Here is a 26,466-nt window from a genome sequence, read left to right as displayed (position 1 = left end):
CCCGAACTCAGAAGTGAAACCTCTTTGCGCTGATGGTAGTGTGGGGTTACCCATGTGAGAGTAAGTCATCGCCAGCTCATTATTCGAAACACCCCCAACTTAACAGTTGGGGGTGTTTTTTTGTGCGTGAAGAAAGGCTTAGGTGATCACTCAGATGAAATCTCCACAGAAAAAATGAGCGAAAGGCGTATACTGGATCTATCTAAGGAGCGGATATGTCCTCAAATTCATCTTCTAGCCATATTGAATATGGTACTACCGCATTTAAAGCAGTACTTTTTTCCTTATTTCTTGCCGGCTTTGCCATTTTCTCATCTTTGTATTGCCTACAGCCGATGATGCCCATTTTGGCAGATTATTTTCAGGTCAGTCCGACTCAAAGTAGTTTTCCCTTATCACTTTCTACTCTTGCCTTAGCCATTGGTTTGCTATTTACCGGACTGATTTCAGACCGTTTCGGACGTAAACCGGTGATGGTCTGCTCCCTGGCACTGATTGCAATTTTGTTAATGCTCAGTTCGATACTATCTCTTTGGTCGGTATTTTTATTGATTCGGATCTTAATTGGTCTCTGTGTCAGTGGTGTGGCGGCAGTGGCCATGACTTATATCGGGGAAGAAATTGCCGAAAAAGATATCGGTTTTGCTATGGGCTTATATATTTCTGGCACAGCAATTGGCGGTATGGGCGGGCGTTTAATTGCCGGAGTTCTGGTGGATTTTATCTCCTGGCAATCTGCTACTCTGATAATTGGTATTTTAAATATCTGTATTGCAGGATTATTTTATTATCTGTTGCCGGTATCGCAACATTTTAAGGCTTATCCGATCAAGTTTAATCGATTCAAAAACTCATTCATGCATAATCTGGCCGATCCGAAACTTCAGATTTTATTTCTGCAAGGTTTTATCCTGATGGGCTGTTTTGTCTCGATATTTAACTATCTCAGCTATCGTTTGCTTCAGGCACCTTTTGAATTATCACAGGCCTGGATTGGTTTAATTTCGGTGACATATTTGGCTGGTATTTATAGCTCCCCCCGAGCAGCACATTGGGGTCGGCATTACGGTAAATTCAAGACATTGGTCGTCATGATGCTGATGATGCTCCTTGGATTAACGCTCATGCTGCTCAACCAGCTGGCTCTGGTCTTTATCGGATTACTAATCTTCACTTTTTCATTTTTTGCGGCGCACTCTACTGCAAGTAGCTGGGTGTCGATCCAGTCGCTACAATATCGGGCAGTCGGTTCTTCGCTATATTTATTCTGTTATTACCTCGGTTCCAGTGTGTTGGGCAGTTCGAGTGGACTGGTCTGGGAAAATTATGGTTGGAGTGGATTAACTGTATTTATTGCGCTACTGTTGTTGAGTGGTCTGGCATTCAGTTTCAAGCTCCGCTCAGATTAGAACATCGTATTTAGATTTTTCTCTATAAAATAAACCCTGTGCATTTATCTTGCGGATCATTTTGCTTTCAATTCTGATGATGCCCAAGTTTTGATTCGCTTAGTTCCTGATTTTGTATAAATTATAATCAAGCAAGCTGGGTCTAATTCATGGTAAAATGATCGGCTTTCATCTTTGATCTTATTTTAGATCTCCTATCATCTGCCAGCCGAGAATTGCTAGCCATGTCTACTGCTTATACCATGCAGACTGCGCCAAAAGCGTTGTTTGATTACGACAAATATTGGGCGTCTTGTTTTGACCCTGCGCCTTTTTTGCCGATGTCACGCGAGGAAATGGATCAACTCGGCTGGGACAGCTGTGACTTTATTCTGGTCTGTGGCGATGCCTATATTGATCACCCGTCTTTCTGTTCAGGTATTATTGGCCGGGTATTAGAAGCCCAAGGCTTTCGTGTCGGTATTATTGCACAGCCAGACTGGACCAACGTGGATGCGTTCCGCGTTCTGGGTAAACCGAATATTGCTTGGGGGGTAACGGCAGGGAACATGGATTCCATGATCAACCGTTATACCGCCGACCGTAAAATCCGCTCGGATGATGCCTATTCCCCAGATAATCAGCCAAATAAACGTCCAGACCGTGCAGCAACGGTATATTGTCAGCGTGTCCGTGAAGCATATCCAGATGTGCCTGTATTATTAGGTGGAATTGAAGCTTCTCTGCGTCGTATTGCACATTATGATTACTGGTCAGATAAAGTCCGTCGTTCAGTGTTGATGGACTCAAAAGCCGATCTTTTGATGTACGGCAATGGCGAACGCTCAATTACCGAAATTATGCATCGTCTGGCGCGTGGCGAAAAAATTCACGAGATTACCGATGTTCGCGGTACTGCGTTCATTGTCAATAAACATAACCGTGCATCGAAAGCAAAGTTTGTCGAAATTGCCTCGAATGATGTTGATGCGATTGGCCGTGTCGATCCAATCATTAACCCTTATGTGATGACTGAAGATCTGGAAGGTTGTGAAATTGAAAAAGACAAAGATAGTCTGACTCAATATCAAGGTTTCCAGAAAGAGCCTGTCGCCAATCCGATTGTGCGGGCCGGCGATGAGCTAGATCCTGATACGCAAATCGTGCAATTACAACCCGCTTCAAAAGCAATTAAACATAAATTACCACCGCGTGAACTGGCCGTAATTCGCTTGCCTGCATTTGAAGAAGTGGCTGCAGATCCGGTGCTTTATGCCCATGCCAACCGAATTTTGCATTTAGAAACCAATCCGGGCAATGCCCGTGCCATGGTACAAAAGCATGGTGAACGTGATGTCTGGCTAAATGCGCCACCAATTCCGTTGACCACGGAAGAAATGGACTATGTGTTTGACCTGCCTTATGCACGTTTGCCACATCCTGCTTATGGTGAAGCGCGTTTTCCAGCGTTTGACATGATCAAGTTCTCTGTGAACATCATGCGTGGCTGTTTTGGTGGCTGTACCTTCTGTTCGATTACAGAACATGAGGGTCGTATTATCCAGAACCGTTCTGAAGAGTCAATTCTGCGTGAAGTGGAAAAAATCCGTGATACGGCGCCGGGCTTTACCGGGATTATTTCAGACCTAGGTGGCCCGACAGCCAACATGTACCGTCTGGCCTGTAAAGATCCAGAGATTGAAAAGAACTGCCGTAAACCGTCGTGTGTCTTCCCGGGCGTTTGTCAGAACCTGCATACCGATCATGCACCATTGACCCAGTTATACCGTAAAGCACGTTCATTACCGGGTATTAAGAAGATCTTGATTGGTTCTGGTTTACGTTATGACTTAGCGGTTTTAAACCCTGAATATGTCAAAGAATTGGTAACCCATCACGTCGGTGGTTATTTAAAAATTGCACCGGAACATACCGAAAAAGGCCCACTCAATAAAATGATGAAGCCGGGAATCGGAACCTATGATCGTTTCAAACAGATGTTTGAACGTTATAGTAAGGAAGCCGGCAAGGAACAGTATCTGATTCCTTATTTCATCGCAGCGCATCCGGGGACTACCGATTACGACATGATGAATCTTGCGATTTGGTTGAAGAAGAACGGTTTCCGTGCTGACCAAGTACAGACCTTTTATCCATCACCGATGGCAACGGCTACCACCATGTATTACACCGGTAAAAACCCGCTTGCCAAAGTGGCACGTTATACTGAGCAAGTAGATATTGTCAAAGGTGATAAACGTCGTCGTCTGCACAAAGCTTTCTTGCGTTACCATGATTCAAACAACTGGCCGTTGTTGCGTGAAGCTCTGAGAGAAATGGGTCGTCAGGATTTGATTGGTAACTCCAAACAGCATTTGATTCCGACTTATCAGCCTGCTGGCAGTGCAGAAGGTCAATACCAGTCTGCGCGCAAGAAAAACTCGACAGTGGCGGGTGATTCGCAGAAACGTACCGGTGAGCAGGGAAATCGTGGCAAGGCTGCACAAGCTCAGTCCCGTCCTTCAAATACCAAGAAGCGTCCTGAGCGTGGTCAAATCCTGACCCAGCACACAGGCCTACCGCCGCGTGAAACAGGGGATGCCAAAAAACCATTTGGTGGATCAAAGCCGAAAGCAAAGCCTAAATCACGTGCATAATTGAGTTAATAGAAAAGACACTTCGGTGTCTTTTTTTAGCACTTAGGTAAAGTAACGTAGCTTGAAACGAGGACTGAAAAATGTAAAAGGATGTATTATTTACATTAAGTCTGGCTTAAAAGTGATATAAAAATAACACTTTATCGGAATTGTTCTACAGTTGGGCAGATTTGTATTGCGATCAATTCTAGGGATGTTTTAGAGTGCATTATCAGTACCTTAAATCCACTTTCATTGACATAGGGAAAGATGTCATTTTAGGTAACGCAGAATCAGGTTTTGATACCGGTTGTATGGGTATCTAAGCAGATTAGTTGTAAGACCTATTTAAAATAAAGTGTGAGTTTATACTGCACCACAATAAAACAAAAATGATGATAAGAATGCAAGGATTGAGGCATGACCACCTATATTATGATTGGGAGTTTCCTGCTCTTCTGTGTCGTGCTCATGGCATGGAAAACGCTCGGAAATAATTCCAAACCACAAGACAGCGCGTTAAAGCAGCGTGCTATTTTTAACCTGAATGAGCAATTGACCTTCACGCGCTTGAAGGAAGTATTACCTGAATATATTGTTTTGGCCCATGTGTCCTATGATGCCTTAATGACCACCAAATTTAACCGGACGCGACATAAATATCGCAACCTGACTGCAGATTTTGTGATTATGGATCAACAGCATCAGATTATAGCCATTGTGGCTGTGGATGATCCTTTAATCTTGAAGCGTCCACAGCAGACGGGTTTTCAGGATGCCTTGTTGAGTATGGCCGGTTATCGGGTGATTCGCTACGATGATGTGCCGGAATATTACCAGTTGCGGCAAGATTTTCTGCAGGAGCAAGCGCAAATGAAGAAAATGCCCAAATATACGGTCAGCAATGATCTGAAAAAGTATTATTTATATTCAGATTTAAAGCGCAGTAAAATCAAAGCAGTCGGTTAAAACAAAAAAGCATGCCAGAAGCATGCTTTTTTTATGAATATCGATCTTGAAACATTATTCCGGCTTAACCGCCACGACGGTCAGTTCGACCAATACCCGTGGATCATAGAGTTTTGCTTCTACACAGGTACGAGGCAGCGCTTCGATATCAGCGACCCAGGCATCCCAGACTTCATTAAAAGCTGCATAGTCACGCTCAATGTCCTTGAGATAAATAGTGACTGACATGATGTGACTTTTGTCTGTACCGGCATCTGCCAGAAACTGGTCGATAATATCTAAAGTTTGTTGGGTTTGACCTTTGATATCCAGCTCAACATCTGTGGCCAGTTGCCCGGCAAGATGTACCAGATTGCCCGCAATGGCAATTTCTGAAAAGCGTTTCGAGATATGTAAGCGTTCCACTGTCATATTATTCATCCTGCGTTTTGGGCATCAGGGCTGCGACCAGTGCAGTCAGCAAGCAACCCACTGCCAGATAGAGGGCTACATAATGCCATGAACCATCCGCCCAAATCACCAGTGCTGCTGCAATAAATGGGGTAAAACCACCACCAATGATACTCGCCACCTGATAGCCAACTCCGGCACCGCTGTAGCGGTATTCTGTGCCAAACAGTGAGGTGAAAATCGGTTGATGGACACTAACTACCATATCGTGTGCGACGTTCGCCAGTAAAATTGCGCCAACAATAATCATCCAGGTGTTTTGTGCATCGAGCGCCATAAAGAATGGGAAGGCTGAGAGTGCACCAATCAAACCGCCCCAGACGCACATTTTCTGATGATTAAATTTATCTGCCAGCCAGGCAAAAAATGGAATACTGAAACAGCTGATTGCCCCGACCATCAGGGTGATATTCAGGAAGAACTGTTTGTCCATGCCCAGATTGCTAGTCGAATAGTTCAGGGCAAAGTTGGTAACCAGATACATGGTCAGCAACTCTGTCAAGCGTAAGGCAATAATATAAAAGAAAGCTTTTGGATGTTTGCTAATCGCCTGCAAGATCGGCAGCTTTTCTGGTTGATGGTCTGCTTTCACCACCTTTTCTACAAATTCTTGTGATTCATCCTGATCACGGCGAATCCACATGGCAATGCCGATCAACACGATACTGGCTAAAAAGGGAATACGCCATGCCCACTCGGCAAAGGCTTCTTCACCCAGTGTCGCAAGAATAAGTGATACTGCACCGGTCGCCAGAACCAGACCAACGCCGTAGCCGACCTGAACCCCACTGCTGTAAAAGGCTTTTTTTCCTTTTGGCGCATTTTCTACGGCCATGAGGGCTGCACCGCCCCATTCACCACCCACGGCAAAGCCTTGCAAGGCTCGACAAAACACCAGCAGTACCGGTGCCCACCAGCCAATCGCTTCAAAATTTGGCAGCAGGCCAATCCCGACCGTGGAAATTCCCATCAGGATTACAGTGAGTACCAGCATTTTTTTGCGGCCGAGCTTGTCACCAAAGTGACCAAATACCACACCGCCTAAAGGACGAAACAGGAAGCCGACCCCAAAGGTGGCTAGTGCCGCCAGGGTGCCCATGTTCTCGCCAATACTGGGGAAAAACTGATCTTTAAAAATTAAGGCTGCAACAATGCCGTAAAGGAGAAAATCATACCAATCGACAACAGCACCAACAAAACTAGATAGCGCAGCTTTACGTGCGCGTTGTTCTTGAATAACAGAAGAATTTACAGAAGGCATGCAGGAGGGGATTCCATGAGTTACATCAGAGTTGCCCTGTAATATTCGGATTTGATCGTCACGCCAATCACAGGACAGCATGCTGAAAGTAAAGGTGATTTTCAGCATCTCAGCATATACATGGATAATGCATTGCGCAGATAGAGTACTCTAAAAAATCAAAATATAAAAATAAAGTTGCTGTATTTTTAAACTGATGTTCAAAACATGAACAAAAGTCGTTTAGAGCAGTAATAATTGGGTTTCAGTCTCGGGGGCGCTGAGTTGATAGACGCCGACACCGATCAGCCGGAATTGCATCTGCGGCGCGATATGCAGATCATCCAATAGTAAGTCCAAGGCTTGTGCTAATTCCTGCGGACTGCGCAAGAGCTGCTTAAAACTTTTACTGTGCTGCATCACCTGAAAATTCTTGAGCTTTAATTTGACCGTAACGCCGCGAGCTGAAAGCTGTTTTTTTTGCAAGCTTTGCCACAGTTGTGTAACTAAAGCTTCCCAATAGGGATGGCACTGATTTAAATAAAGATCATCATCAAAGGTGGTCTCTTTGGAAATCTGCTGGCGTTCCCGTTCTACTTCGACCGGTCGTTCATCAATGCCTTGCGCATATAAAAACAGCCGCCGTCCATATTTACCAAAATGCTGAATCAGGATGGCTTCATCCATCTGTTGTAAGTCACCCAAGGTATCCAGATTCAGGCTTTTCAGTTTTTCCTGGGTGACTTTACCCACCCCGGGAATTTTCTTCAGCGGCAGATTCTGAATAAAACGCTGCACCTGTGAGGGCTTGATCACACAGATGCCATTCGGTTTGTGCCAGTCCGAGGCAATTTTGGCCAGAAATTTATTCGGTGCCACGCCGGCAGAAGCAGTCAGTCCAGTCACTTGAACAATATCCTCCCGAATCCGCATGGCGACCTCGGTAGCACTCGGAATCTGTTGTAAATTTTCTGTGACATCCAGAAAGGCTTCATCTAGCGATAAAGGCTCAATCAGGGCGGTATATTGCTGGAAAATTTGATGGATCTGTGCAGAAACTTGACGGTATTTGGCAAAGTCCGGCTCAATTACGATGACCTGCGGACAGAGCTTGCGCGCCTGTCCCATCGACATGGCAGAACGTAGACCATATTCGCGTGCCGGATAGGAGGCAGCCGCAACCACCGCCCGGGGATGATGCGAGGCAATCACCACAGGCAGGTGTCTGAGTTCTGGACGTTCACGCAGCTCGACCGAGGCATAAAACGCATCCATATCGATATGAATAATTTTGCGCATAGCCGCTATCTTAAGGGGCTTTAATCGGATTGGGAAGCGACGGCTGAGTTGAGTAAATAGGGTTGCGGTCCGCTGAGCAGAACGACTTTTGTTCCTTGTGCCTCGGCGGCCTGAATCAGAAGATTCAAACTTTTTGGAGTGTCATCGGCAAGACGGGGTAAAAATTGTAGCGGCTGGCTTAAAGGCTGGAAAAAATCATCCCAATGTATCGGGATGACCACTTTGGGTTTGAGCGTTTGCAGGGTTTCAGCCAGATAGTGCCGCTGATAGTCATTGGATTGTCTGGAGAGCTGGGCAATACCCAAAAATAACGTATCGACCTGCAGGTTTTTAAATTGATCCGGGATAAATCCGGTACTGGCCTTGACCAGAATCTTGTGTCCTGAATGCTCAATCAGGTAATCACAACTGCCGCCTTCCTTAAATTCGGAAAATTTGGCCGGCAGGGCTAAAGGTTGGAATAACTCTTCGCCTAGGTCATCATTTACCGCTGTGGCTGGCGTATGTTGTGAAGGAATTGCGGTTACTTGAAATTTGTTGACGTGCTGTATTTGCCTAGGCGTGACGGAGTGTAACTGCTGCGGACTTACTTTGGGATTTGCCCGGGCGATATTCAGGCTAGTGGGTGAACCGATGACAGCGGTTTCAGGAAGCATTTCCAGTAAAGCCGGTAGATCCAGAACATGATCATAATGCGAGTGACTGACCAGAATGGCTTTGGCCCGGTGCAGTTCATGCTCTTGAATTAGCTGCCTTAATAGCACGCTATCACTCTGAATTGGACCGCTAAGCACTTGCGACAACGACGGCCGGCTAAAGAAACCATCTATCAGGATCTGATCCTGACCATCATCCAGCAACAGGGTGGAAACACCGAAAAATTTAACGTTTAGTCCAGAACGAGAGGAACTGCTTTGCGGCTGCCAGTTCTGAAAGTCACTGAGCTTGCCTGAAGGTTGCAGCAGATAAGCCAGCACACCCGCTATGAGCAGCAGAACAATCACCAGACTGAGTAAAATACCTTTAATCCATTTCAAGATTTTTATTTCCTTATTTTTCTACTTTTATAAAGCGCTTGTTTTCAAACGATCGATTTTATTTGGCCTGATGAGTAGATGATGGTACTGCAATTGCATTCATTTTCAGAAAATCCAGCCACTGCTGTTCTGAGCCATAGAACACATTCAGATCCACAGTTGTACTAATGCCGGGAATTTTACCCTGATTGCTATGTTGCCAGAAGGTCCATTTGGGCTGGTTGTTTAAATCGGGCAGACCCTTATACTCGCGTACCCAGAGTGGCACTTCGGGAAAATATCCTGCCAGTACAATATTATAAAATGCTTTAGAAATATAGAAAATTGGCTGTTTGCCATAATGCTTTTGCAGGGCATCGTGCATGATCTGGATTTCGTTTAGAAGCTGCTCTTTGGAATAGGTATTGATGCAATTGCTGTCATATTCCAGATCAATCACCGGCGGTAAAGCATTGGCTTGCTTGGGGACGGAGTCGATAAAGTTCTGTGCCTGAATGCTGCCATCGCGACAAAGCCGATAGAAATGATAGGCACCGACCAGAAAGCCGCGTTCCCGCGCCTTGAGCCAGTTCTCTTGAAAACGCGTATCTTTAAAGTCACCACCTTCTGTGGCTTTCAGATAGACAAAACGGTATTTTTCCGGCGAAATCTGCTGCCATTGAATTTCTTGTTGATGGTGTGATACATCGAAACCCTGGATCGGATAATCTGCTGCATGCGCAGAAGGGGCTTTAATCAGGCAAAGATAAATCATGGCGATAATCATCACGGCGATCAGAATGCCAAGCCCGATGAAAAGCGGCTGTTTGAATCTGTTCAGAGCCAGATTTTTTTGCATTTTCAGTTCTTACCTGTATCTAAACCTGAGCTTAAAGGCTGCATTCGCCTGGCGTTAATATATCGTATTAAACAGGGGTGTTTTTAGGAATATGCCAGAAAATATAAGCTGCAATAATATTGATACAGCCTAAACAGATCAGTGACACATGAAAAGCAGCCACCAGATTGTCAGCGCCGTAATAGGCACTCAGCATGTTGACCAGGGTGCCTGCCAGCGCCACCCCAATACTCATTGACAGCATCATGATCATCGACAGGAAACTGTTGCCGCTACTGGCATCCTGCTGGCTTAAGTCCTTTAAAGTCAGGGTATTCATCGATACAAATTGTAGGGAATTTAAAATGCCGAAGATAAAGAAATGAATTGCACGCAGCCAGATCGGGGTGTCCGCCGTGGTCAGGGCAAAACTGGCAATACATAAACCCACCAATAAGGTATTGACCAGCAAAACCCGACGATAACCAAAACGCTGAATGATTTTTCGGATAATCGGTTTAGACGCCAGAGAGCCGAGTACGGTTGGAATCATCAATAGACCGGTAATAAAGGGCTCAAAACCAAAGGCGACTTGCAACATAAGGGGGAGTAAAAACGGAATCGAATTACCGCCAAGACGGGCAAAAAAATTCCCCAGAATGCCAATCGCATAAATTTTATTTTTAAAGAGCCGACTGCGGAACAGGGCATTGCTATGCGTATGCGAATGATAGGCATACATCAAGGCCGCCAAGATTCCGGCCAGAATCAGGCTTAGACTCCACCACAGCGAATTTTGTGGACTGGCAAAATTTTCAATTCCCAGACAGAGTCCCACCATGGCCACAACCAGCAAGACAAAGCCCCAATAATCAAAGCGAGCGACCAGCGGTTCAATGACATTCGGCATGGCCTTAAAAGTAATCAGCGCTCCCAGTAAGCCAATCGGCAGATTGATCAGGAAAATCCATTGCCAGGACAGATATTCCACCATCCAGCCCCCAAGAGTTGGACCAATCAGGGGGCCAATCAGGCCGGCCAGACTCATTAGGCTCATGGCGGCCAGAAACTGGGTACGGGGAATGATCTTGAGCATGGCCAAACGGCCGACGGGGAGCAGTAAGGCGCCACCCATTCCTTGCAAGATCCGATAAGCCAGTAATTCATTCAGACTATCTGACCAGGCACAGCCCAAAGAGGCCAAAGAGAAAATAATAATTGCAGCAAAATAGATATTTCTGACGCCGAAACGGTCTGCCAGCCAGCCACTCAAGGGAATACAGGCTGCCACAGACAAGACATAAGCCACCACAACACTGTGCATGCGTAAAGGATCGGCCTGTAGGTTATGTGCAATCGCGGGCAGAGCTGTATTAATAATGGTGGTATCCAGCCCCTGCATAAAAAATCCGATCGATACCAACAAGACCAGCAGTCTGAATTCGGGATCTAAGGCTTGATGCGTAGGCGTGGCATTCATAATTCTGGAAAACTGAAAATTTTGAATAGTTTAAAGGAAGATTAAGGCACAGGTGTAGTGAATACGTGTGAACTTTTTTTCAAGATATAAATCAGTTATAAGTGTAAAACTCATAACAAAGTGAGTATTTATCAGATCGGAGCTCCATAGCTGTAAAGAGCGATAAAAATAAAATTAAAGCAGTACTTTTTTGTTTATAAACAGCTTTCTCTGTCAATTTCATCTTCATCAAATGAAAATATGACAAAATTGTCATGAAAATGAAATAAAACCGTCATAATCTTGGGCCAACTTTTCAGCAATGCTGAAATCTCCTCGCGTATAGGTTTGTTTTTATGACAATCGAGATTTTGATGGTGATCGGCTTCTGTTTAGCCGCCTATTCTATTGTCGGAAATGATGTGCCTCAAACCTTAGGGACATTTATTTCTTCGAATGCACATCGTCCCTGGTGGGTGTTGTGGATTTATATCAGCTCAATTCTAATTGTCGTACTGACCTATGGCTGGTATGTCTCTGGAGTCGGTGATGCCTCATATGGTCGTCTAGAAACCATTCCTTTCCCTGAAGGAGGGATTACCTGGCTGTATATTGTGCCGCCTATTCTCCTGTTAATACTGACCAGATACGGGATTCCGGTCAGTACGACCTTCCTGGTACTGACGATCTTCTCTCCTGCCAGCCTGGGCTCGATGATGGTCAAATCAATGATGGGCTACGCCGTGGCCTTTATCGTGGCGATTGTCATCTATCGTTTTGTGGTCAAGCAGCTGGCACGCCATTTTGCCAAGACACGTCATCAGGAGCACTCCAAGGTCTGGATGGGCTTACAGTGGGTCTCTACCGGTTTTCTGTGGAGCCAATGGCTGATTCAGGATCTGGCCAACATCTTCGTGTATGTACCACGTCAGGTGCCGTTTGAATTCCTGATGTTTGCGATTATGGTATTCGTGGTCTTGCTGGGCGTGATTCTGTATCAACGTGGCGGGGCGATCCAGAACATTGTCGACACCAAAACTGGTGTCACCGATATTCGTGCTGCCACGATTATCGACTTCCTGTATGCCATTATCCTGTTGATCTTCAAAGAGTGGAGCAATATTCCAATGAGTACTACTTGGGTGTTCCTGGGCTTACTCGCAGGTCGTGAATTTGCCATGTCGATGATTCTGGATGAAGTCAACAAACATCGGACTTCACGTAATGTCAGTGCAGATGCGATGAAACTGATGTTCGGTCTGGCCATGTCTGTGATTCTGGCGACCACATTGCCGATGTTCTATGATTTTGTGACGAATTATGGTCAATAACTAGCAGCCATAATCCATAAAAAAAGCGAGCCCAGTGCTCGCTTTTTTACTTTGAATGCTTTAAACCACAAATCTTTGAGGATGGCCCAAATTGGTTAATGAGCTATAAATTTCATTTTCATCTTCGCAAACAATTAGTTTGGCGCGATGCTGGGGAGGCAAAAACCCGTCTTCAACGGCACGGTCCAGCTGCATAATCAAGGCATCATAAAAACCGTTAACGTTATATAGCATCATCGGTTTCTGGTGCTGGTTCAGCTGACCCCAGGTGGCAATTTCCAGAATTTCCTCAAACGTGCCCAGTCCGCCCGGTAGTGCCACAAAGGCACAGGCCCGCTCAGCCATCATAGCCTTACGTTGATGCATGCTGGTCACCACATGTAATTCAGTGAGCTGGTTATGGGCAATTTCATAATCCAGCATAAATTCGGGAATCACCCCAACGGCTTCACCGCCATGCTGGATCATGGCATCCGCGACCTGTCCCATCAGGCCAATACTGGCGCCACCATAGACTAGCCCGAAACCATGTTCTGCCAGTCCTTGCGAGAGATGAATGGCTTTTTCTAAATAAACCGGTTTGTTGCCTGCACGTGAACCACAATAGAGTGCCACTAGAGGGCGAGTTGTTTTTGGGGAGTTGTCTTTAAAATAATCTGTCATTTGAATTACGCTTTGCATTTATTTTCTTCACCTTATCATTTTTCTTTCTGGTGACTCTAGCTTAATTAATAAATATGACAATTCTGTGTGCGGCTACATTTTCACTGCAATAGGGCTCAGCAAAATTCATCGATAAACAGCCATGAAAACAGGTGAATTTCAAATTGATCTTGATATACTGAAAATTGGTTTCACAACAATAGAACGAAAATGGGTAGTGGTAGTTGGCCGTGTAACGCTATAAATCGCCGTCAAGTAATTGGTATTGTTCAATATCAAAAATATTATGCTGTTTCATTACAGTCTCGGTTCATTCAATGCTGCAGTCCTGAGCTTCAGGAGCCAAGCGTATGATCTTTGAATGGATGTCGGACCCTTCAGCCTGGGTCGGTTTACTCACGTTAATTGTTCTTGAGATTGTACTCGGGATCGACAATCTGGTTTTTATTGCCATTTTGGCGGAGAAACTGCCACCAGAACAACGTAATGCCGCGCGGATTGTGGGCTTAATGCTGGCCCTGGTGATGCGTTTGATCTTGCTGGCTTCGATTGCCTGGGTCGTAACGCTCACCGATCCACTGTTCCAGATTTTTGATCATGCTTTCTCGGGCCGGGATCTGATTCTATTGTTTGGTGGGGTATTCCTGCTGTTCAAAGGCACCATGGAACTGCATGAGCGTCTGGAAGCCAAACCTGTCATTAAAGAAGAAAATCCGGTACATGCGGTATTCTGGATGGTCATTGTCCAGATTGTAGTCCTGGATGCGGTATTCTCGCTCGACAGCGTGATTACTGCGGTGGGCATGGTCAAAGACCTGTCTGTGATGATGATTGCCGTGATTATTGCCATCGGGATTATGCTGTGGGCATCCAAAGCCTTGATGGATTTCGTCAATAAGCATCCGACCGTGGTGATTCTGTGTCTTGGCTTCCTGATGATGATCGGTTTCTCGCTGGTGGTAGAAGGCTTTGGTTTCCATATTCCGAAAGGTTACTTATACGCAGCAATTGGCTTCTCTGTCATTGTCGAGTTTATTAATCAGACCATGAAACGCAATCAGGAAAAAATGGTGACCACCACGGATATGCGTTACCGAACTGCTTCTGCAGTGATGCGGATGCTCGGGGGTAAACCTGCTCAGGACAATGATTCTTCGGAGCCGGAAGATGTTCTGGCAACCCGTGCCTTTGCTGATGAAGTCTTTAATGATGACAACGGCATCTATCACAGTGTCATGGTGCAGGGAGTTTTGGGTCTGTCTGAACGTCCGGTAAAATCGGTGATGACGCCGCGTCCCGAACTGGAATGGATCGATCTGGACAATGATGCCGACAGCATCAAAGCACAATTGTTGCAGATGAGCCACTCGCGTCTGATCATCGCTCGCGGCGAACTGGACAATATTGCCGGTGTGGTGCTGACCCATAAAGTCCTGAATGAATATATTGAAACTGGGGTGCTGGACTTTGAAAAGCATTTACGTGAGCCAGTCATCGTGCATGAAAATGCTCAGGTACTGATGGTGATGGATCAATTGCGTCAAGCGCCCTTACAGATGGCAATTGTGCTGAATGAATATGGCTCAATTGAAGGGATTGCCACACCGATTGATATCCTTGAAGCGATTGCCGGTGAATTTCCAGATGAAGATGAGCTGCAAGTCGCAGCAGAAAGTCTGGATGATGGCAGCCTGATTCTGGACGGTTCCACCGATATTCGTCACGTTTCCTTGCTGCTGGATCGTGATCTGGTCAATGAAACTGAAGAATATTCGACCTTATCTGGCTATGTGTTATTCCATATGGCACGTTTACCGCATAGCGGTGAAAAGTTTGAAGCAGACGGGCATATCTTTGAGGTGGTGACCATGGACGGTCATAAGATCGATAAAGTGCATATCATTCCGCAGCTTCCTGCGCAGGACTAAACTATAGTCAGCGTTGGGTTGGTAAAGTTTGCTAAAATAGCCCGCATCGTCGGGCTATTTTTATGGAACTGAAATGTCAGAAGCATGTCCATGTGGACACGGTGAATATCATAGCTGTTGTCAGCCCTTACATACTGGACAACAGGTCGCAGAGACTGCGCAGCAACTGATGCGTTCCCGTTATAGTGCCTTTGCCAAGCATGAAATCGATTACATCAAAACCACGACTGCGCTGGGTCAGCAGCAGGCACTGGATTTGCAAGCCATTAGCGATTGGAGCAAGGCCAATCAGTGGTTAAAGCTTGAGATTATTCAAGCCAATGAAAAATTAGATAAAAATCACGCCTTAGTCGAGTTTAAGGCGCATTTTCATGATGGCAAGCAGGCACACGTGCATCATGAAGCTTCGCATTTTGTAAAATTTGAAGGCCACTGGTATTTTCTGGACCCGACCACGGAGCAGAAAATCAGCATGGAACAGGTTTGCATTTGTGGCTCGGGGAAAAAATTTAAGCAATGTTGTGCGGGATTTTTATAACTTTCACATAGATTTAGCTTAGAATAAGCGCCATCTCAAAGCCTCAGGTGGAAGCAGGGCGATGTTACTGACCGTCATCTATATTATTGCAATTACCGCTGAAGCGATGACCGGGGCACTGTCCGCTGGCCGGCGCAGCATGGACTGGTTTGGTGTCATGATCATTGCCTGTGTTACGGCACTGGGTGGTGGGTCGGTTCGTGATGTTCTGCTGGGACATTATCCTTTAACCTGGGTCAAACACCCCGAATATCTGGTGCTGACCTGTTGCGCTGCTTTCGTCACCATCCTGATTGCAAAATGGATGCGCCAGTTACGTAATGTCTTCCTGGTACTGGATGCTTTGGGTCTGATTGGTTTTACCATTATTGGCTGCCAGATTGCTCTGGAAATGGGACATGGTTTTGTGGTGAGTGCCGTTGCAGGTGTCTTGACCGGTGTATCCGGCGGGATCTTGCGTGACATCCTATGTAATGATGTACCTTTGGTTTTCCGTCGTGAACTGTATGCCAGTATTGCTTTTGTTTCAGTGATCTTTTACTGGCTCTGTAGCCATTACGGCTTGTCGCAGGACCTGACCATTCTTTCCACCCTGATTTTCGGCTTTAGCTTGCGTTTGATCGCCATCTATTTTGGACTGGAAATGCCAAAATTCATTTATAAAGAAGATGATGAACATTCGGCATCTTCCAAAGACGAATCCTGATTTGTAATCGTCATGAATGCGGCTATAAAAAATAGCCGCATTCAGCTTAATTCATAGTATAAAAAATACAAAGCAGCCTACCTGTTGAGAAAGCAGCATCTCCCGTTCCACCTGATCAGAGATTTTTGTTATGGATTTAGTTTCTCGCATACAACGCTTACCGATTGGTCGGTTTCATTACACCTTGCTGGTGGTGATTGGACTCGGTTGGATGTTTGATGCCATGGATACCGGATTGATTTCGTTTATTCTGGCAAAAATGGCTGAAGACTGGCAGATGACTGCGGATCAAAAAAGCTGGGTAGTGTCGATTGGTTTTGTTGGTATGGCAATCGGTGCAATCTGTTCAGGTGGTCTGGCAGACCGTTTCGGCCGTAAAACCGTATTCGCTGTGACACTGGTGATTTATAGCTTGGCTACAGCGGCCTGCGCTTTTGCACCGAATTTGACCTGGTTGTTGGTGTTTCGTTTTATCGTCGGTTTAGGTCTGGGTGGACAGTTACCCGTGGCAGTGACGCTGGTCAGTGAATATATTCCTGCGCATGTACGTGGCCGTTTTATCGTGTTGCTGGAAAGTTTCTGGGGACTGGGCTGGTTGGTTGCGGCTCTGGTATCGCGCTTTGTCATTCCGGATTTTGGCTGGCAAACCGCTTTCCTGATCGGTGGTCTGCCTGCGCTATATGCGATTGTGATCTGGAAAATGGTGCCGGAATCTATTCCATTTCTGATTAACCGTGGCCGTGTAGAAGAAGCTTCGGCACTGGTGAAAAAGATCGAGCGTCAATGCGGCGTTGAAGTTTATGAAATCTTTGAAGTGAAGCCGGTCGCAGAGAAACAGTATATTTCATTTACCCAGTTGTGGTCGGGTATCTTTGCGCGTCGTACCCTCATGCTGTGGCTGATCTGGTTCGGTATTATATTTTCTTATTATGGCATCTTTACCTGGTTGCCAAGTTTGCTGGTCAAAGAGGGCTATAGCATCGTCCAGTCCTTTGAATACGTGCTGATTATGATTTTAGCGCAGTTGCCCGGTTATCTGGTGGCAGCATGGCTGGTCGAAAAACTCGGTCGTAAACCGACCTTGGCAGGTTTCATCGGCATGTGTGCCATCTCGGCATATTTCTTTGGCCAGTCGGGCAGTGTCACCGAAATTGTGATCTGGGGCTGTCTGATGTCCTTCTTTAATCTGGGTGCTTGGGGCGTGCTTTATACCTATACACCAGAACAATATCCAACCAATATCCGTGCTTTTGGTTCAGGCTGGGCTGGCGCAGTAGGCCGAATTGGGGGCATCGCAGCACCTTTTGCTGTCACCCATCTGATGGGCATGCCAAATGGTTTCAGTTATGTCTTCACCATGTTTACTGCGGTTCTGGTTGCCGTTGCAATTGTGATTCTGGTTTTGGGTGAAGAAACCAAAGGCAAGACCCTTGAGTCGATGGGCTTATAAACTTGATGAATTTTTAGTTGCTTAGGGTCTATAAAGTGGATATTTTTAGGCCATAAGACACAAATTGTCGCGCTGAGGCATTTGATGCTCTTGTGTCATCCCCAGCCGCGACATAGCATAAGAAACATTGATACAAAAACGAATTATTTAGGACTATAGGTTGTTATGACAAGCCTTGCGCATCATGCGACAGAAAACCGCTCCGTAGCAGAATTTACCGAACAAGCTTATCTGAATTACGCCATGTACGTGATTATGGATCGGGCATTACCGCACATCAGTGATGGCCTGAAACCGGTACAGCGCCGTATTGTCTATGCCATGAGTGAGCTGGGCCTGAAATGGACCAGCAAACCAAAGAAATCTGCACGTACCGTCGGTGACGTACTGGGTAAATATCATCCGCATGGTGACTCGGCCTGTTATGAAGCCATGGTGCTGATGGCACAGCCGTTTAGCTATCGTTATCCGTTTATTGAAGGACAGGGCAACTGGGGCTCACCCGATGATCCGAAGTCTTTTGCCGCAATGCGTTATACCGAAGCCAAACTGTCTCAGTACAGTGAACTGTTACTGTCTGAACTGGGTCAGGGTACCTGTGACTGGCAGGACAACTTTGACGGTTCGATGAAAGAGCCGGTGAACTTGCCGGCACGTGTACCGAATATTCTCTTAAATGGTACAACGGGAATCGCCGTCGGTATGGCCACCGACATTCCGCCGCATAACCTGCGTGAAGTGATTAAAGGCACCATTGCCCTGATTCGTAACCCGAATCTGACCGATGAAAAAATCTCAGAATATATTCCTGCGCCGGACTTGCCGACCAAAGCAGAAATTATTACCCCACCGGCTGAACTGTTAAAAATTCAGGTCACAGGTCGTGGTAGTTATCGTATGCGCGCGGTCTATACCGTCGATAAAAATGAGATTGTGATTACCGAACTGCCATATCAGGTCTCAGGCTCCAAAATCATCACCCAGATTGCCGACCAGATGCAGGCCAAGAAACTGCCTTTGGTCAGCGATGTACGGGATGAATCGGATCATGCCAATCCAACCCGTTTAGTGATTGTATTGCGTTCTAACCGGATTGATGCCGAAGCGGTGATGAGTCATTTATTTGCCACCACTGATCTGGAATCGAGCTACCGTGTCAACATGAATATGATTGGTGCTGATGGCCGTCCACAGGTGAAATCGATTCGTCGCATTTTACTGGAATGGATCGAGATCCGTAAAACCACGGTGACCCGTCGTCTGCAATATCATCTGAACAAAATCGAAAAACGCCTGCATATTCTGGGGGGGCTGATCATTGCCTACTTGAGTATCGATGAAGTGATTCAGATTATTCGTGAACAAGATCAGCCCAAGCCCGTGTTAATGGAACGCTTTGGCATTGATGAGATTCAGGCCGAAGCCATTCTGGAGCTGAAATTGCGTCATTTGGCCAAGCTTGAAGAAATGGAAATGCGCCGTGAGCAGGAAGAACTGGAAGCGAAGGCTGCGGTGATTCGTGAACAGCTGGCCAATCCGGAATCTTTAAAAGCGCTGATCATCAATGAACTGAAAGATGATGCCAAGAAATTTGGCGATGATCGCCGTTCGCCACTGGTGCAACGTGCCGAAGCTGCTGCGATTAATGAAAATGAGATGCTGCCAGCCGATCCTGTGACCGTGATTTTGTCAGAAGCCGGCTGGATTCGCTGTGCCAAAGGCCATGATGTCGACGCTGAAAATCTGAATTTCCGTGCCGGTGATCAATATCTCAGCCACGCACAGGGCAAATCCAATCAGCGTGTCTATGTATTGGATGAATCGGGACGTAGTTATGCCTTGCCAATCAATAACCTGCCATCGGCGCGTGGTCTGGGTGAACCTTTAAGTTCAAAATTATCACCTGCCAGCGGCATCAGTTTTAAACAGGTCTTTGTTGCAGAGGATGAGACGGAAGTCCTGGCGCTGAGTAACAAGGGCTATGGTTTTAAAACGCAGGCCAAACAGCTGGATACCAATGCCAAAGCAGGGAAGGCCTTCCTGAACTTATCCGATGGGGCGCAAGTCATGAGCCTGCAGCCACTCGAAGATGCCACGCATGTTGCACTGCTCAGTTCAGCAGGACGCCTGTTGATTGTCGATTTAGCAGAATTGCCTGTATTGAACAAAGGTAAAGGAAATAAATTGATACAACTTGAAGGTGGTGATCAAATTTTGTCCATGACAATATTCAAGCTTGATGAAATAATTCAAGTGCTTGCAGGACAACAGCAGTTAAAATTAAAAGGGGATGATTTGCAGAAATATATCGGCAAGCGCGGTGCAAAAGGACAGCTTTTACCACGCGGATATCAAAAAGCAAATAAACTGTTGATTCAAAGATAAGACTAGCATCCATCCTGTAAAATACGTTATATATGAACAACGATTCAACAAGATGGATGCAATATTGCACATATACAAGTCTAAAAATGGCGTGTGATATTGAAAAAAACAGTTGAAAACACTAAGGATTATGATTGGAGAGATGGGCATTATGGAAAAAATTTGGTTGGCTGAATACCAAAAGACAGGGATTCCGGAAACAGTAGAATTACCGGCAGAGAATACTTCTCTAGTCGATGTTTTTGAACGTAATTTCCAAAAATTTGGTTCGCGTGATGCCTTTATCTTTATGGATAAGGCCATGACTTTCAATGATCTGGAAGAGGCGAGCCGTAAGTTTGCAACGTATTTACAAAGCTTGGGGTTGGCAAAAGGTTCACGTGTGGCGGTGATGATGCCAAACGTTCTTCAGTATCCGGTCGTGGCACTTGGGGTTTTCCGCGCAGGTTTGGTACTGGTCAACGTGAATCCACTTTATACTTCGCGTGAACTTGAGCATCAATTAAATGACTCAGGCGCTGAAGTACTGGTGATTATTGAGAACTTTGCATCTGTTTACCAGGCGATTCTGGGTAAAACCCCGGTAAAACATGTGGTTATTGCTTCTGTAGGCGATATGCTGGGTGCTTTGAAAGGAACTCTGGTGAACTTTGTCTTGCGTTCTGTGCGTAAGCAGATTCCAGCTTGGGACATTCCAGGCCACGTGAAATTCAATACGGCATTAAATAAAATTAGCCCGAGCAATTACAAACGTCCTGAGTTGAGCCTGAGCGATACCGCGGTTCTACAATATACTGGTGGTACTACCGGCGTATCGAAAGGGGCTGAACTGACACATCGTAACCTGGTTGCGAACATGTTGCAGTGTGACGGGATCTTCCAGAGTAAGTTTGGTGCACAAGATGGCCAGCCAGATGACCGTATTTTCTGTGCCTTGCCGCTTTATCATATCTTTGCATTCATGGTGTGCGCACTTTATGGCATGTATAAAGGTCAGGCCAACGTCCTGATTCCGAATCCGCGTGATCTTCCTGCGGTGATGAAGGAACTACGTAAATACCAGCCGACTTTCTTCCCGGCAGTGAATACACTATTCAATGCGCTGGTGAACAATGAAGAGTTCAAACAGCTTGATCATAGCAAATTGAAAATGGCGATGGGCGGCGGTATGGCGGTACTTCCTTCTACTGCAGCAGCATGGAAGAAAGTCACTGGAACCAATATCGTTGAAGGCTATGGCTTATCTGAAACTTCTCCAGTGGCAACAGCAAACCCACCTGCGTCTGAAGAATTCAGTGGCACCATCGGTATTCCATTGCCATTAACTGAAGTGGCTATTCTGGATGATGAAGGCAATGAAGTTCCACTGGGTGAGCAAGGTGAAATTTCAATCCGTGGTCCTCAGGTCATGAAAGGCTACTGGAACCGTCCAGATGAAACTGAAAAAGTCATGGTCAATGGCTTCTTTCGTACCGGCGATATCGGTGTCATGGATTCACGTGGTTATGTGAAAATTGTAGACCGTAAGAAAGACATGATTCTAGTGTCTGGTTTTAACGTGTATCCATCTGAGATTGAAGAAGTTGTAGCAACACATCCAAAAGTACTGGAAGTGGCCGCGATTGGTGTGCCAGATGAAAAATCAGGTGAAGTACCAAAATTGTTTGTCGTGAAAAAAGATCCATCTTTAACCACAGAAGAAGTTTTAGCATTTGCTAAAGAAAACCTGACCGGTTATAAACGTCCACGTTATGTCGAGTTTATGGATGAATTGCCAAAATCAAACGTAGGTAAAATCCTGCGAAAAGATCTGCGTAAAACAGCCTAATACCTCAAAGAAAAAAAGCGCCGTTAGGCGCTTTTTTTGATTTAGGCTTTTTATTTTTTCATGAGCCAGCGGTCAAAATACGGACGTCCTACACCGACCACCCCCAAGAAAATAAACATGGTGCCAAACTGGCGGGTAAATCCGGTTTGATTAAAGCTGCCATAACTTAGAATGTTATCGACCAAACAATAAACCAGAATCGCGACCAGCCAGTGCCAGAGAGGCGTACGCTTGATACCTACGAAATAAAAGGCAATCCATAAAATGGCAAAGGTGAAGATTGGCGACCAGATATTCATATTGGCACAAATCACGGCCATCAAAAATGCCACGATCGGCAGGACAATTTTTAATACGCGATCCACTTGACGTTGATGCTGGCGTTGTTTCTCGAGGACATCGAACATTTCATTTTGATCAGGTGCGACCATAGTGAATCCTTAACAAGTAATAAAAAGCACTCTATTTAACAAAATTTATTCACGAAATGCCATGCTATGATAGAGATAAAATTTTCATGAGAAAAAACAGATGCACAGCATTAGTGGGGTGATTTATCTCATTTTAGCCGCTTGTCTTTTGCCTTATGTGTTTACATTGATTGCAAAAAAATCAGCAGGCTTCAGTACTAAAGACAATCAGAACCCACGGGCATTTTTAGAAAAGTCTACGGGCTTGGCCAGTCGTGCCAATGCTGCCCAGCAGAACAGCTTTGAAAGTTTACCACTTTTTATTGCTGCGATCTTGATGGCAGAGTACATGGTGGTGCAGCAAGAGGTGGTCATGACTTTTGGTGTGGCTTATCTGGTTTTTCGAGTGTTGTATGGAGTCTGCTATTTGGCTAACTGGGCAACTTTACGTTCCATCGTATGGTTGCTCTCGATGTTATGTCCGGTGGCTTTATTGCTGCTGATCATCAAGTTGGTTTAAGTCATCAAGTCAGCGGACATATTTACAGTTCGATATTTTAAAATCCAAAAAAATCTTTAAAAACCGTTATAATTGTCGCGGTTTTTTAAAAGATATAACTTGTTAAAGAGTGATGCTATGAGCTACAGCAATATCCCAGCGGGTAAAGATGCGCCAAACGATATCTATGTGATCATCGAAATTCCTGCAAATGCAGCACCGATCAAATACGAAATTGATAAAGATTCTGATGCATTATTCGTAGACCGTTTCATGGGTACAGCAATGTTCTACCCAGCAAACTACGGTTATGTACCTAATACACTTTCTCTTGATGGTGATCCACTTGACGTATTGGTTGTAACGCCACACCCAGTAGAGCCAGGTTCTGTGATCCGTTGCCGTCCTGTTGGTAAACTGAACATGGAAGATGATGGTGGTGTTGATGCGAAACTGGTTGCAGTTCCACACGACAAATTGACTCCAATCTACAAAGATATTCAGGAATATACTGATCTTCCGCCATTGTTGATTAGCCAAATTGAACATTTCTTCCAGCACTACAAAGACTTAGAGCCTGGAAAATGGGTTAAGTTAAGCGGTTGGGAAGGTGCTGATGTTGCGAAACAAGAAGTACTGGACTCAATTGCTGCATATGCAGAAGCAAACAAATAATTGCTTTGCGTTAGTTTAAGATTTTAAATTTTTAAAGCTTAAATTGAAAAAACCTGCACATTGTGCAGGTTTTTTTTATGGCTTGAACTTCGAGTGAATTAGAATAATTTCACAGGAATGTCTAACCAGATACGCCATTCATTGGTATCATTCATATAAATAGATTTGTAGCTATCATTTGCACGGTAATATGAGTGACGTACGCGAAGGCTCGCGTCTTTCGCAAAACCAGATTGAACTGTATATTTCACTTGATTAAAAAATTCACGTTCTTGTCCTTCTTGCTCGTTGTCAAGAACATCAATATCCCATCCATAGACAAATGCAGAAGTCCAGTTTAAACCTGCTAAACCGTGATTCTTAAAGTTATAATTATATTGTAGGCCAAGTGATTTTTCATCTTTGCCGATAAAATCTGAAAGATAAGAGTTCGGTAGGTAAATACTTTGTGCACCGTCAGCGTTGTTGCCATAATCGTAGCCTAAGCTGCCAGTATTTTGTTGATAAGCAAGCATTACGTTATGTACATCTTTACTATACGTACTAGAAATCGCCCAAATAGAGTTCTGTTTATCTTCAGTCAAAGTCTCAATATTTGATGAGCTACCAGCTTCGAATTCAGTATGATAACCACTAAAGCTATGAGTTAAAGTGCTTTCATTTGCCAAAGCATAGCTATAGTTGGCATTGACATAATGACGATCTAATTTATCTTTAACGTCAACACCATAATAAGATGCATTTAAGTCATCATTAAAGGTGTATTTTGCACCCCAAACTACAGCACGATCCAATTCACGACCATCTGAATTAATTTGATCAGAATATTGGTTCTTGGTAAATTTACCAGCAGTTAAACTCAGATTATCAATTTCGTTACTTGTAACAAGCAAACCTTCAAAGTATTCAGGTACTAAACGTGCTGTATTGCTCGCCAATACTGGAATATCTAAAACTTGCGTTCCATAAATAGCAGTGGTATTCGATACGCGTGCTTTGACATATGCACCACCACGAGCCCAATGATCATATGCATCTACACGACCTTGTGCATCTTTTCCACCATGTGTTGGAATCATGCCATTACCAGCATGTGCATTTTCCCCCAGTTTGAAAGAAGCATCACCAATAATACCGGCACCAAAGCCTACTGTACCTTGAGTAAAACCAGAATCCAGTTTAACAATTGCAGTTTGTGCAAATGAACTCCGATCATCACCGGGTTCAGCATCTTTATAATCACGGCTAATGTAACCAGTACGGAATAAAACTGTTCCTTCAGCGCCTTCAACAAAGCCTTTTGCTTCACTTTGTTCATTTGCATATACAGATGAAACCAAAGCAGCCTGAATCAAAACTGCCAACATTAATTTTTTTGAATTTTGCATTGGGGAGAGAGCCTTATACAAATTGATCGGAATTTTTAGGAATTGTATAAGAATTGCTGAAAAAATGTCATTTTTTATTGAGCATATTCCACTAAAGTTAAGATTTTTTACAGATTACATAAGAATCTGATTGAATATTGAGTGGCGTATTTTTTTATCTATCATAAAAAATTTATTAAAAACAATAGTATATTTAAATATCAAAATAATGAGCTTAAGCATCTTCATCCTAGAACTGTTCAGTCTATTTACTTTTTTAAAGTTAAAATTCTACAACAAGATCAAGAGTGGTGATAATGCACTGTTTTTTAGCATAAATTTTAATCAATATGGAAATGGGGTTAAAAAGAGGCAATATGTAAATAAATATATATTGTTTAAAAAAACAATAAGAGAGTATTGAAAAACATTTTGAGAATGAATTATCCAGCGTAAAGGTATTTTAAATATTCTATTTTTTAATTTTAAATCAAATGCTTAAAGTGGAAAGTATTTTTCTATTTTTAGCTCATTTGTATTTCTTTCTCGATTGGCATAGCTTTTGCAAAGTTTATCCCGAGTGCAATAAATGATCATAAAAACGTCTGAGGACGGTCTTGGGGAGCCATATAATGAAACTAATTTTAAAAGCCTTATCCGTTGCTGTGCTGGGTGCTGCATCTACTTTCACTTTTGCAGCTGAACCTGCATCGGAACATACATTCTCTGGAAATATTAGCGTACTTTCGAGCTATAACTTGCGTGGTATCACCAATGTACCTGAAAATAAAGGCGCGACATTACAAGGTGGACTCGATTATAACCATGCCTCTGGTTTTTATGCAGGATGGTGGGGTTCAACCCTAGATTATGGCAGCGATAATGGTAGCGAATTCGAAAATAACTTTTATGCAGGTTATAACGGTTCAATTAATGAAGATTTGGCTTATACCGTCGGTTTAACTTACTATTATTACTATGATGTCGGAAATACAGACTCGAATGGCTTTGAAACCATGTTAGGTCTGAGCTACAAAGATTTCGGTATAAGCGCTCAAACACTTTTGGAAGATACCGCTTGGGGCAATACTGGCGATACCTACATCAAAGGCAGCTATAGCTATGCCTTACCTCATGATTTTAGCCTGGATACCGCACTGGGTTTGTATATTTATAAAGAAAGTGGTGATTATATTCCTGACTCAACTGAAAGCTTTGGCTTCCGTCATTTTGATATCGGTTTAAGCAAGCCGCTTGCCGATACAGGCGTAACGGCAAGCATGAATTATATTCTGGGTGGTTATGATCGTAATGATGTAAAACAAAATAATAAAGTGGTCTTCGGGTTGGCTTACAGCTTCTAATTTCCTATAGATAAAAAGCGACCTCAG

General features: G+C 44.4%; 22 protein-coding genes. 13 read left to right on the top strand and 9 right to left on the bottom strand.

The genetic code is table 11. The annotated features are described in order from the left end of the window. Nucleotides 1-215 precede the first annotated feature (215 nt). The 3 genes from FTU40_RS11665 to FTU40_RS11655 all read left to right on the top strand — a co-directional run bounded on the left by FTU40_RS11665 (nucleotide 216) and on the right by FTU40_RS11655 (nucleotide 4,993). On the top strand, nucleotides 216-1,409 hold the full coding sequence (locus tag FTU40_RS11665; RefSeq protein WP_180040951.1) for an MFS transporter: 1,194 nt from the start codon (nucleotides 216-218) through the stop codon (nucleotides 1,407-1,409). A gap of 224 nt (nucleotides 1,410-1,633) precedes the next feature. After that, entirely contained in the window at nucleotides 1,634-4,045 is a 2,412-nt protein-coding gene (locus FTU40_RS11660; RefSeq protein ID WP_005169087.1) for a YgiQ family radical SAM protein, read from the top strand. Nucleotides 4,046-4,444: 399 nt separating this feature from the next. Continuing rightward, the gene (locus FTU40_RS11655) at nucleotides 4,445-4,993 is read left to right on the top strand and encodes a DUF2726 domain-containing protein (protein WP_180040949.1); all 549 of its coding nucleotides are present in this window, start codon (nucleotides 4,445-4,447) and stop codon (nucleotides 4,991-4,993) included. Nucleotides 4,994-5,047: 54 nt separating this feature from the next. Here the strand turns inward: FTU40_RS11655 and FTU40_RS11650 are convergent, their stop codons facing one another. The 6 genes from FTU40_RS11650 to mdtD all read right to left on the bottom strand — a co-directional run bounded on the left by FTU40_RS11650 (nucleotide 5,048) and on the right by mdtD (nucleotide 11,316). After that, on the bottom strand, nucleotides 5,048-5,404 hold the full coding sequence (locus FTU40_RS11650; protein WP_074383685.1) for a RidA family protein: 357 nt from the start codon (nucleotides 5,402-5,404) through the stop codon (nucleotides 5,048-5,050). Nucleotide 5,405: 1 nt separating this feature from the next. Further along, nucleotides 5,406-6,704, bottom strand: a complete 1,299-nt coding sequence (shiA, locus tag FTU40_RS11645; protein ID WP_180040948.1) for a shikimate transporter — start codon at nucleotides 6,702-6,704, stop codon at nucleotides 5,406-5,408. 222 nt (nucleotides 6,705-6,926) lie between these two features. Then, nucleotides 6,927-7,982 carry a DNA polymerase IV gene (gene dinB / locus FTU40_RS11640; RefSeq protein ID WP_100355214.1) on the bottom strand — a complete coding sequence of 352 codons (1,056 nt, stop codon included), beginning with the start codon at nucleotides 7,980-7,982 and terminating at the stop codon, nucleotides 6,927-6,929. 20 nt (nucleotides 7,983-8,002) lie between these two features. Next, nucleotides 8,003-9,019 (bottom strand): MBL fold metallo-hydrolase, encoded by a 1,017-nt coding sequence (locus FTU40_RS11635; protein ID WP_180040946.1) that lies wholly within the window; start codon nucleotides 9,017-9,019, stop codon nucleotides 8,003-8,005. A gap of 58 nt (nucleotides 9,020-9,077) precedes the next feature. After that, a complete protein-coding gene (locus FTU40_RS11630) occupies nucleotides 9,078-9,857 on the bottom strand; it encodes a GH25 family lysozyme (protein WP_159516357.1) in 780 nt (259 codons plus the stop codon). Nucleotides 9,858-9,924: 67 nt separating this feature from the next. Next, nucleotides 9,925-11,316 carry a multidrug transporter subunit MdtD gene (mdtD, locus tag FTU40_RS11625; RefSeq protein ID WP_074383681.1) on the bottom strand — a complete coding sequence of 464 codons (1,392 nt, stop codon included), beginning with the start codon at nucleotides 11,314-11,316 and terminating at the stop codon, nucleotides 9,925-9,927. Between the two features lie 335 nt (nucleotides 11,317-11,651). Here mdtD and FTU40_RS11620 point away from each other — a divergent pair, with 335 nt between their 5' ends. Then, nucleotides 11,652-12,626, top strand: coding sequence for a hypothetical protein (locus FTU40_RS11620; RefSeq protein WP_074383680.1), 975 nt, complete (start codon nucleotides 11,652-11,654; stop codon nucleotides 12,624-12,626). Between the two features lie 60 nt (nucleotides 12,627-12,686). Here the strand turns inward: FTU40_RS11620 and FTU40_RS11615 are convergent, their stop codons facing one another. After that, on the bottom strand, nucleotides 12,687-13,307 hold the full coding sequence (locus FTU40_RS11615) for a TIGR00730 family Rossman fold protein (protein WP_100355210.1): 621 nt from the start codon (nucleotides 13,305-13,307) through the stop codon (nucleotides 12,687-12,689). Between the two features lie 332 nt (nucleotides 13,308-13,639). On the opposite strand from FTU40_RS11615, the gene FTU40_RS11610 reads away from it, so the two are divergent. The 6 genes from FTU40_RS11610 (at nucleotide 13,640) to FTU40_RS11585 (ending at nucleotide 22,124) form a co-directional block, all read left to right on the top strand. After that, nucleotides 13,640-15,217 (top strand): TerC family protein, encoded by a 1,578-nt coding sequence (locus FTU40_RS11610; RefSeq protein ID WP_179999268.1) that lies wholly within the window; start codon nucleotides 13,640-13,642, stop codon nucleotides 15,215-15,217. A gap of 73 nt (nucleotides 15,218-15,290) precedes the next feature. Next, on the top strand, nucleotides 15,291-15,755 hold the full coding sequence (locus FTU40_RS11605) for a YchJ family protein (protein WP_180040944.1): 465 nt from the start codon (nucleotides 15,291-15,293) through the stop codon (nucleotides 15,753-15,755). Between the two features lie 61 nt (nucleotides 15,756-15,816). Further along, on the top strand, nucleotides 15,817-16,461 hold the full coding sequence (locus FTU40_RS11600) for a trimeric intracellular cation channel family protein (RefSeq protein ID WP_005108433.1): 645 nt from the start codon (nucleotides 15,817-15,819) through the stop codon (nucleotides 16,459-16,461). Between the two features lie 130 nt (nucleotides 16,462-16,591). Beyond that, nucleotides 16,592-17,911, top strand: a complete 1,320-nt coding sequence (locus FTU40_RS11595) for an MFS transporter (protein WP_005108434.1) — start codon at nucleotides 16,592-16,594, stop codon at nucleotides 17,909-17,911. Between the two features lie 165 nt (nucleotides 17,912-18,076). Continuing rightward, nucleotides 18,077-20,296, top strand: coding sequence for a DNA topoisomerase IV subunit A (parC, locus tag FTU40_RS11590; RefSeq protein ID WP_180040942.1), 2,220 nt, complete (start codon nucleotides 18,077-18,079; stop codon nucleotides 20,294-20,296). A 151-nt stretch (nucleotides 20,297-20,447) separates the two neighbouring features. Then, nucleotides 20,448-22,124 carry an AMP-binding protein gene (locus tag FTU40_RS11585; RefSeq protein ID WP_100355224.1) on the top strand — a complete coding sequence of 559 codons (1,677 nt, stop codon included), beginning with the start codon at nucleotides 20,448-20,450 and terminating at the stop codon, nucleotides 22,122-22,124. A gap of 50 nt (nucleotides 22,125-22,174) precedes the next feature. Here FTU40_RS11585 and FTU40_RS11580 read toward each other — a convergent pair whose 3' ends face one another. Then, a complete protein-coding gene (locus tag FTU40_RS11580; protein WP_005101515.1) occupies nucleotides 22,175-22,555 on the bottom strand; it encodes a hypothetical protein in 381 nt (126 codons plus the stop codon). A gap of 100 nt (nucleotides 22,556-22,655) precedes the next feature. Here FTU40_RS11580 and FTU40_RS11575 point away from each other — a divergent pair, with 100 nt between their 5' ends. Both FTU40_RS11575 and ppa read left to right on the top strand, forming a co-directional pair. Then, nucleotides 22,656-23,054 carry an MAPEG family protein gene (locus FTU40_RS11575; protein WP_180040940.1) on the top strand — a complete coding sequence of 133 codons (399 nt, stop codon included), beginning with the start codon at nucleotides 22,656-22,658 and terminating at the stop codon, nucleotides 23,052-23,054. Between the two features lie 117 nt (nucleotides 23,055-23,171). Further along, nucleotides 23,172-23,708: an inorganic diphosphatase gene (gene ppa / locus FTU40_RS11570; RefSeq protein WP_074383675.1), complete on the top strand. Its 537-nt coding sequence runs from the start codon at nucleotides 23,172-23,174 to the stop codon at nucleotides 23,706-23,708. 98 nt (nucleotides 23,709-23,806) lie between these two features. On the opposite strand, the gene FTU40_RS11565 is transcribed toward ppa, so the two are convergent. Then, nucleotides 23,807-25,096, bottom strand: coding sequence for an OprD family outer membrane porin (locus FTU40_RS11565; protein WP_180040938.1), 1,290 nt, complete (start codon nucleotides 25,094-25,096; stop codon nucleotides 23,807-23,809). Nucleotides 25,097-25,707: 611 nt separating this feature from the next. Between FTU40_RS11565 and FTU40_RS11560 the strand changes: the two genes are divergently transcribed. Next, nucleotides 25,708-26,439, top strand: a complete 732-nt coding sequence (locus FTU40_RS11560; protein ID WP_180040935.1) for a TorF family putative porin — start codon at nucleotides 25,708-25,710, stop codon at nucleotides 26,437-26,439. Nucleotides 26,440-26,466: the final 27 nt, after the last annotated feature.

The organism is Acinetobacter sp. YH12100 (assembly GCF_013419135.1).
GTDB classification, from domain to species: Bacteria; Pseudomonadota; Gammaproteobacteria; order Pseudomonadales; family Moraxellaceae; genus Acinetobacter; species Acinetobacter pseudolwoffii.
This window is presented reverse-complemented; position numbering and strand designations above follow the sequence as displayed.